General features: G+C 59.4%; 5 protein-coding genes. 3 read left to right on the forward strand and 2 right to left on the reverse strand.

Annotation, left to right across the window (positions count from 1 at the left end; all coding sequences use genetic code 11):
* Position 1: 1 nt before the first annotated feature.
* Both AC1DLB_RS13005 and AC1DLB_RS13010 read left to right on the forward strand, forming a co-directional pair.
* On the forward strand, positions 2 to 3,211 hold the full coding sequence (locus tag AC1DLB_RS13005; RefSeq protein ID WP_477785088.1) for a transporter substrate-binding domain-containing protein: 3,210 nt from the start codon (positions 2 to 4) through the stop codon (positions 3,209 to 3,211).
* A 32-nt stretch (positions 3,212 to 3,243) separates the two neighbouring features.
* Positions 3,244 to 6,189, forward strand: a complete 2,946-nt coding sequence (locus AC1DLB_RS13010; protein WP_477785089.1) for an HD domain-containing phosphohydrolase — start codon at positions 3,244 to 3,246, stop codon at positions 6,187 to 6,189.
* Here AC1DLB_RS13010 and AC1DLB_RS13015 read toward each other — a convergent pair whose 3' ends face one another.
* A complete protein-coding gene (locus AC1DLB_RS13015) occupies positions 6,190 to 6,672 on the reverse strand; it encodes a GAF domain-containing protein (protein WP_111455020.1) in 483 nt (160 codons plus the stop codon).
* Complete coding sequence (locus tag AC1DLB_RS13020) at positions 6,669 to 7,559, reverse strand: ATP-binding protein (RefSeq protein ID WP_018930014.1); 891 nt, start codon at positions 7,557 to 7,559, stop codon at positions 6,669 to 6,671. Before AC1DLB_RS13020 ends, AC1DLB_RS13015 begins: the two co-directional genes overlap by 4 nt.
* A 166-nt stretch (positions 7,560 to 7,725) precedes the next feature.
* On the opposite strand from AC1DLB_RS13020, the gene AC1DLB_RS13025 reads away from it, so the two are divergent.
* Positions 7,726 to 8,682, forward strand: a 957-nt coding sequence (locus AC1DLB_RS13025; RefSeq protein WP_477785090.1) for a histidine kinase dimerization/phospho-acceptor domain-containing protein, incomplete at its 3' end; no start/stop codon positions are given.

Genomic DNA, 8,682 nt, shown 5'->3' on the forward strand with positions numbered 1-8,682 from the left:
CATGAGTACCCCGGTGCTCGCGGCGCAGACAGCCAGTGAAAACTACACCCTGCTCAGTCGCTCAACGACCGGGCACATGGAAGTCCGACTGGATACCTCACAACGACAATGGGTCAAAGACAAACGTGAATTGATCCTGGGCACATCAGGCCCGGATTATCCGCCTTTCGACCTGACCCTCAGCGGCCACGACTACGAAGGTTTCACCGCCGACTACGCCGGCATCCTCGGCAAGGTTACGGGGTTGCCCGTCAAGGTTCAGCGCTTCGCGTCCCGAGGGGCTGCGATCGAGGCACTGGAAAAGGGTCAGGTCGACATGCTCGGCACCGCCAACGGGTTCGAGGCCGACAATGCCGACATTGCGCTGTCCATCCCTTACGCCGTGGATCAACCCGTGCTGGTCACACGGGAAGGAGAAACCCGATCACTGACAGATGGACTCGCCGGCCTGCGGCTTAGCATGGTCTATCACTATCTGCCCCTGGACGAAGTCAGGGCGCTGTATCCGAAGGCAATCATCACCTCCTACCCGTCCTACCAGAATGCAATCAACGCGGTTGCCTTCGACCAGGCCGACGTTTTTCTCGGTGACACCATTTCAACTCATTACATGATCAACAAGGGGTATCTGAACAACATCCGCATGGCCAACTTCGGTAAACACGAAGCCCATGGTTTCAGCTTTGCCGTACAGAAGGACAACCCGGACCTGCTCGGGATCATCAACGCGGTACTCAAGGCCATCCCCACCAGCGAACGGGAAAACATCGCCAAACGCTGGAGTGCCGGCAGCGACATTCTTCTCACCGATCAAAAACTGCAACTCACCCACCATGAAGAACGCTGGCTGGCGCAACATCCGGTTGTGCGGGTGGTAGTTAATGAAGCATTTGCGCCGCTGACGTTTTTTGACAGCGACGGCAACTTTCGGGGTGTCACGGCTGACCTGCTCGAACTGATCAGATTGCGCACCGGTTTGCGCTTCGAGATCCAGCGCAGCCGAAGCGATGACGAGATGGTCGAGCAGATCGCCAACCAGCAGGCCGACCTGATCGCCGCCCTGCTCCCCAGCGCACAGCGTGAAACGATGTTGAACTTCAGCCGCCCGTATCTGGAAAACTCCTTTGTCCTGCTGACACGCAAAGCGGCCGACAGCCCGACCAACCTCAACCAACTGCAGGACAAACGCCTGGCCATTGCCCAGGGCAATCCACTGGTGGATTACCTGCGCAGCGAGTTTCCGCGGATCAATCTGGTCGAAACTCCAGACACATTCAGTGCCGTGGAGTTGCTCGCCGAGGGCAAGGCAGAAGGTGCGGTGAACTCATTGGTGATCGCCAATTACTTCATCTCATCGCGGATCTTCGAGCGGGCACTTCAGATCACCACCACCATCGGCACCCAGCAGGCGGCATTTTCCCTGGCGACCGGGCGCGACGCCAAAGAACTGAATGCCATCCTCGACAAGGCGCTGTTGAGCATCGCACCGGAAGAGCTGGGCATCATCAATAACCGCTGGCGTGGCTATTCAGCGGCCTCGCAAAGTACCTGGCGCAACTATCACAGAGTGTTCTATCAGATCGTTACCGGTGCTGGCGTACTGCTGCTGATCTCCGTTGCCTGGAACGCCTATATGAGACGCCAGATAAAACAGCGGCAGGCGGCGAAAGAACGTGCCGATGAAGCCAACCGGGCTAAAAGCACCTTTCTGGCAACCATGAGCCATGAGATCCGCACGCCGATGAACGCGATCATCGGCATGCTGGAGCTAACACTCAAACGCATTGATCCTGGCCATCCGGATCGACCGGCCATCGACGTCGCGTATCACTCGGCAAATGACCTGTTGGAACTGATCGGGGACATTCTCGACATTGCGCGCATCGAATCCGGACGTCTGAGCCTGAGCCCGGAACGCGTCAATCTGGCTGAAGCCGTGGCCTCGGTGGTGAGGATCTTCGACGGGCTGGCCCGGCAAAAGAATCTCGGACTGCACCTGGCATTCAACCCTGCTAAACCTGCGATCGATGTCCTGCTGGACCCGATGCGTTTCAAGCAGGTGCTGTCCAACCTGGTCAGCAATGCAATCAAGTTTACGCAACAGGGTCAGGTCAGGATCAGCCTCGAGTTGCAACCGACCGACGAGCCCGACCGCATGCAGCTGCAGTTGCTGGTTGAGGACAGTGGCGCCGGGATCAGCGAGCAGGATCAGCAGCGACTGTTCGAGCCTTTCGTCCAGGCCAATAACTCCAGCCAGTTACCCAGGGGCGGTGCGGGGCTGGGACTGGTGATCAGCCGCAATCTGTGCGAAATGATGGGCGGCAACCTGCAATTGAGCAGCCAGCCTGGGGTCGGCACTCAGGTTCGGGTTTCGCTGAATCTGGCAACCCTGCCGCCTGTACAGATGCCGGAAATTGCCGAGCCACAGATTCACCAGAGCGCTGCCCCCTTGAACGTTCTGGTGGTCGATGATCACCCGGCCAATCGCTTGCTCATGTGCCAGCAACTGGAATTTCTGGGGCATCGGTTCAAGGTCGCAGCAGATGGCGAGGCGGGATTGGAGGCGTGGAAAGATCAGCCATTCGACCTGGTGATTGCCGATTGCAATATGCCGATCATGAATGGATATGAGATGGCTCGTGCCATTCGCCAACATGAACAGCGCGTGCAGCGCCCTGCCTGTACCGTTCTGGGTTTCACCGCTAATGCGCAACCGGAGGAAAGACAACGCTGCAAACAAGCCGGGATGGACGATTGCCTGTTCAAACCTCTCAGCCTGACAGCCTTGAGCCAATGGATCGAAGGCATTGCACCGACGGTCCGCGACCCGGCGTTCAGCCTGGAGGGGCTGCACCTGTTAACCGGTGGCAACCCGGCGCTGAACCGGCGATTGTTGACCGAGCTGCTGAATAGCAATCACCTGGATCGGCAAACGCTGCTGACGTTGTCCCGGTCAAACGACCGGCAGTCACTCCTCGACATTGCCCACAAAATCAAGGGAGCGGCTCGAATCGTCCAGGCCTCCCGACTGATCGACAGTTGCGAGGCGCTCGAAAAGGCCTGCCATAACAGGCCCCACCACGATCAAGTGGCCGATTGCAGCAAGTCCATGGAGCGCGCCATGCTCGAACTGGATCACGCGTTGCGACAACAGCTCGCACGCCACGACAAACAGCAGAATGACGGAGCGTTAACTATGCTGGAAGGCTGAGCAGTGTGTTCATCGTCATGGAGAAATCTGCAATGCCCAGCCCACTGCGCCCGGACCAGCGCCGATTTCCCCTGCACATCCATATCAGCGTGATGTTCACGTTCCTGCTGTTGCTGACCGGGGTGGTGCTGGGCATTTTCAACTATCGGCAAACCACCCGGATCATTCTTTCCAGCAGTGAAAAGCTCTTCAATCGCATCGAGCAGGATGTCCGTCTGGACCTGCATCGCACCTATGAGCCGATTCGTCATCTGCTGAGCCTGCTGGCGGACAATCCGGCAACCCAGGCCGCCGACCTTGAGCAACGCCTGGCGTTGCTCAAGCCCTTCAGTCAATCACTCACGGACAACCCCGATCTGGCCTCGCTGTACCTGGGCTACAGCWATGGCGACTTTTTCATGGTTCGCCCCCTGCGCAGCGTCGCCCTGAAAACGCAGCTCAAGGCACCGGACTCCGCGGCGTATCAGGTATGGAGCATCGAGCATCCAGGCGGCGGTCAGGTCCGCTCCCAATCCTTGTTTTTCGATCAGAACCTGGCCCTCGTCAGCCGTCTGGACAACCCCGACGAAATCTATGATCCACGCACCCGCGCCTGGTTCTCCAGCGCCCGCAGCGACCGTGATCAGATCACCACCGAGCCCTACCTGTTTTTCTCCACCCACAATGTCGGCACAACCCTGGCGCGGCGCAGTGGTGAGCAAGCGGTGATGGGGGCCGACCTTACGCTGGCGGAACTGTCAGCGACCCTGGCCAAACATGTGGTGACGCCCGGCACCGAAATTGTGCTGCTCGATGCCGAGGGTAATGCCGTCGCCTACCCCGACAGCAGCAAACTGATCGTCGACGACCAGACGGCCCGGCTGATCAAAGCCGCCGACCTGAGCCCCAGCCTCGCGGCCCTGCTCACCAGTCCCCCTGAGATCAATCGCCTGAACGCCGCGGGTCGTCAATGGATCGCGGCGCGCAGCAGCATGCAGGAAGGTGGCCCACAGGGTCTGCAACTGGCGCTGCTGGTGCCGGAAGACGAATTGCTCGTCGATGCCTACCGCATGCGCTGGCAAGGCGCGCTGATTACCCTGGCAACGCTACTGTTGTGCCTGCCCATGGGTTGGCTGACCTCCAGAGTCCTGGTCACCCCCCTGCGCGCCCTGGTGCGGGAAGCCGATGCGATTCGTAGTTTCGATTTCAATTTTCCGGCCAGCCGTCGCTCGCCGGTGCTGGAAGTCGACCAACTGAGCGTGTCGATGGCGCGCATGAAAGACACCCTGGCGAGTTTTTTCCGGATCACCGAAAGCCTGAGCGCCGAAACCCGTTTCGCCCCCTTGCTGCAACGGGTGTTGTTTGAAACCGTGCAGATCGGCCAGGCCCAGGCCGGTCTGATCTACCTGCGTGAAGGTGATGAAAATCGCGTGGAACCTCATGCGCTGGTCATCAACGGCAGTTCACAGGCCTTGCCGCCATTCGACATTCAAGGACACGTACCCCAGGATTTTCAGAGCCCTCAGTGGATGCAAACACTGTCGACCGCCGACAATGTCGTCACCTCCCTGGGTTTCGAACAGGCGGGGGATCTGCAGAAAGTCTTGCTCGCGCTGGAGTGCCCGCGGGTTCATCTGGTCGGTATTCGGCTGCACAATCGTCATAACGAAACCGTGGGGCTGCTGGTCCTGCTGCTGGCCGACAGCGGCACACAAGACGACCTGGAAAAACTGCGCCCGGATCGCATCGCGTTTCTCCAGGCGGTGTCTGGCGCGGCCGCCGTGAGTATCGAAAGTCAGCGCCTGCAAGCCAGGCAAAAACAGCTGCTGGACTCATTCATTCAATTGCTGGCCGGCGCAATCGACGCCAAGAGCCCCTACACCGGCGGGCACTGCCAGCGAGTACCGGTACTGACGCTGATGCTGGCACAGGCGGCCGCTGCCAGTCAGGACCCGGCCTTCCGTAGCTATCAGCCCAGCGAAGATGAATGGGAGGCGCTGCACATCGCCGCCTGGCTGCATGATTGCGGCAAGGTCACCACCCCTGAATACGTGGTCGACAAAGCCACGAAACTTGAGACCCTGTACGACCGCATCCACGAAATCCGCACCCGTTTCGAAGTCCTCAAGCGTGATGCCTGGATCAATTATTGGCAGGCCATCGCCCTGGGGGGTGACGAGTCGCCTCTGGCGCAATTGCGCAATGCGAGCCTGGCGGCGCTGGATGATGATTTCGCGTTTGTGGCGCGCTGCAACCTGGGCAGCGAGGCCATGGCCGAGGCCGATCTGCAGCGGTTGAACACCATCGCCCAACGTACCTGGACCCGAACCCTGGATGATCGGCTTGGCGTTTCGTGGGAAGAGAACCGGCGCCAGGCCCGGACCCCGGTGCCGACCCTGCCGGTCAGCGAGCCACTGCTGGCGGATAAACCCGAGCATCTGCTCGAGCGCGCCGACAGCGAACTGATCCCGGACGACAATCCCTGGGGATTCAAGCTCGACGTGCCGCGATACAAGTACAACCGGGGCGAACTGTACAACCTGAGCATCGTCCGAGGCACCCTGACCCGCGAGGAGCGTTACATCATCAATCACCACATGGTGCAGACGATCCTGATGCTCAGTCGCCTGCCCTTCCCCGGTCACCTCAATAACGTCGCGGAAATCGCCGGCGGCCACCACGAAAAAATGGACGGCACCGGTTATCCCAAACGCTTGAAGCGCGAAGACATGAGCCTGCCGGCGCGGATGATGGCGATTGCCGATATTTTCGAAGCGCTGACCGCCGCCGATCGCCCCTACAAGAAAACCAAGTCCTTGAGCGAAGCGCTGGGCATCATGGCCACCATGTGCCGTGACGCCCACATCGACGCTGAATTGTTCGGGCTGTTCATCAACGACGAAATCTACTTGCAGTACGCCAGCCAATTCCTTGAGCCACAGCAGATAGACACCGTTGACCCGACAAGCCTGCTGATCAAGGCCGGCTTGAAGGGCTGATCAGCAGTCGGTCAGACGCAGGAAAATCGCCGCCAGCTGCTCGATTCCGGCCTGATCGTCAGCGGTAAAACGCGCCAGCTTCGGGCTGTCGAGGTCCAGCACGCCGATCAGTCGACCGTCCTTGACCAATGGCACGACGAGTTCACTGTTCGATGCGCTGTCACAAGCGATGTGGCCGGGGAATTCATGTACGTCTTCGACCCGCTGGGTCTGCAAKGTGGCAGCGGCAGCCCCGCACACGCCGCGACCGAATGGAATCCGTACACAGGCGATCTGCCCCTGAAACGGGCCAAGCACCAGTTCTTCGTTGCGATTAAGGTAGAAACCGGCCCAGTTCAGGTCATCGAGCTGGTTGAACACAAACGCGGAAAATTGCGCGGCGTTGGCGATAAAATCACGCTCGTCCGCCAGCAACGATTCCAGCTGTGCCCATAGCATGCCGTAGCCCTCAAGGCCCTGGCCGCTCTTTTGTAAATCGATCATGCCTTTTGCTCCAACAGCTTCAGCCCTACCCAATAGCGGGCAAATTGATACGCGCAACGTCCGTTGCGATTACCCCGGCCCGTGGCCCAGCGCACCGCGAGGATGTCCAACTCTTCGTCACGCTGCCACTTGAGACCGGCCTTGTCGGCCAATTGGCCGATCCAGTGCTCGACGACGTTGAGGAAATGTTCCTGAGTAAACGGATAGAACGACAGCCACAGGCCAAAACGGTCCGACAGTGCGATCTTGTCTTCCACCGCCTCATTGGGATGGAGCTCGCCATCGACCCTTTTCCAGTTTTCGTTATCGCTTTCCTTTTCCGGCACCAGATGGCGACGGTTGGAGGTGGCGTACAGCAGAACGTTATCTGGCGCCTGCTCGAGAGAGCCATCGAGTACGCTCTTGAGCACGCGATAATCGCCCTCGCCCGACTCGAACGACAGGTCATCGCAGAACAGCACAAACCGTTGGGGCAGCTTGGCAATCTGCTCGACCACCCGCGGCAAGTCCGCCAGGTGATCGCGCTCGATCTCGATCAGCCGCAGGCCGTTCTTGGCGTGTTCGGCCAGCAAGGCGCGCACCAGCGACGATTTACCGGTGCCCCGCGAGCCCCAGAGCAAGGCGTGATTGGCAGGCATGCCGTCGAGGAACTGTTGAGTATTGCGGCCCAATTGCTCAAGTTGCCGGTCAACGCCGATCAGGTCGGACAGGCGCATGTCGAGGCTGACTTGCAGCGGCAACAGAAAACCGTTGCGACCCTCGCGTTGCCAGCGTGCGGCCAGGCAATGTGTCCAGTCGACCGTTTGCCGAGGCGCCGGCAGCAGCGGTTCGATACGGGCCAGAACGGCATCGGCGCGTTCAAGAAAAGCATTCAATCGGGAATCCACGTCTTCTCCTCGGGCACGTTCACAGTGATGATGGCGGTACAGCGACGAAACACAGCATCCGATGCCCGGCCAACACCCCGTACAGGTGTTTTGCGAGAACATCGGTATCCATTGATGATCGACTATGCTTGAGCAGCGAAGGGAAACGGAAGTGGTTCAACACCCCATGGATATCAAGTTCAGCCAGCGGCTGTCGTACAAGCAAGCCAAGCTTACGGTGCTGGTCGGTTTCATTCTGGGCACGCTGCTCAGCCTTGTGCAAATAGGCATCGATTATGCCAGCGAAGACGCCTCCATCAACCGCGAAATCCTGTCGTTGCTGGAAATCAGCCATAACCCCGCGTCTCGCATCGCCTACAACATCGATGCCGAACTCGCCCAGGAACTGATCCTGGGCTTGCTGCGCTCCCCGGCGATCATCGGCGCGAAATTGACCGACAACAACAATACCGTGCTGGCCAGCGCCAAACGTCCGGGCCTGGAAAACAATTACCGGGTGCTCAGCGACTTCCTGTTCGGCGCCAACCGACAGTTTGAAGACCGTCTTTACCTCGACCACTTGCCGGACGAATCCCTCGGGACCTTGCACCTGGATGTCGATACCTACACTTTCGGCAGTCGTTTCCTGCGCCGGGCCGAAGTGACCCTGCTCAATGGCTTCGCGCGCAGCCTGATCCTTACGGGCATTCTGCTGGCGCTGTTTTACGTGATGCTGACCAAACCGCTGGTACGGGTCATCCGAGAACTCAGTGGTCGTGATCCGCGCAGCGCGGAGCCGACTTGGCTGGAGTATCCGGCGGGGCATGAAAACGATGAAATCGGCGTCTTGGTCAAGGTCGCCAATCAACAGTTCGATAACATTGCCACCGAGATCCAGCAGCGGCGCAATGCCGAAAACCGCCTGACCGACTACCTCTCGCAACTGGAAAATATCGTCTCGGCCCGTAYGGCGGAACTCAAGGCCATCAACTCGCGGCTCAGCCAGTCCAACGAGGAACTGGAAGTCGCCCGCCGTACCGCCCTGGACATGGCCGAGGCACGCTCGGTATTCCTGGCCAACATGAGCCATGAAATCCGCACGCCTCTCAACGGTCTGCTGGGGATGATCGCGCTCTCGCTGGAC

The sequence above is a fragment of the Pseudomonas sp. 05N434 genome, assembly GCF_056396965.1.

Bases quoted from the DNA above. Each gene is read 5' to 3' on its own strand.
- AC1DLB_RS13005 (WP_477785088.1), top strand. From the start codon at position 2: ATGAGTACCCCGGTGCTCGCGGCGCAGACAGCCAGTGAAAACTACACC.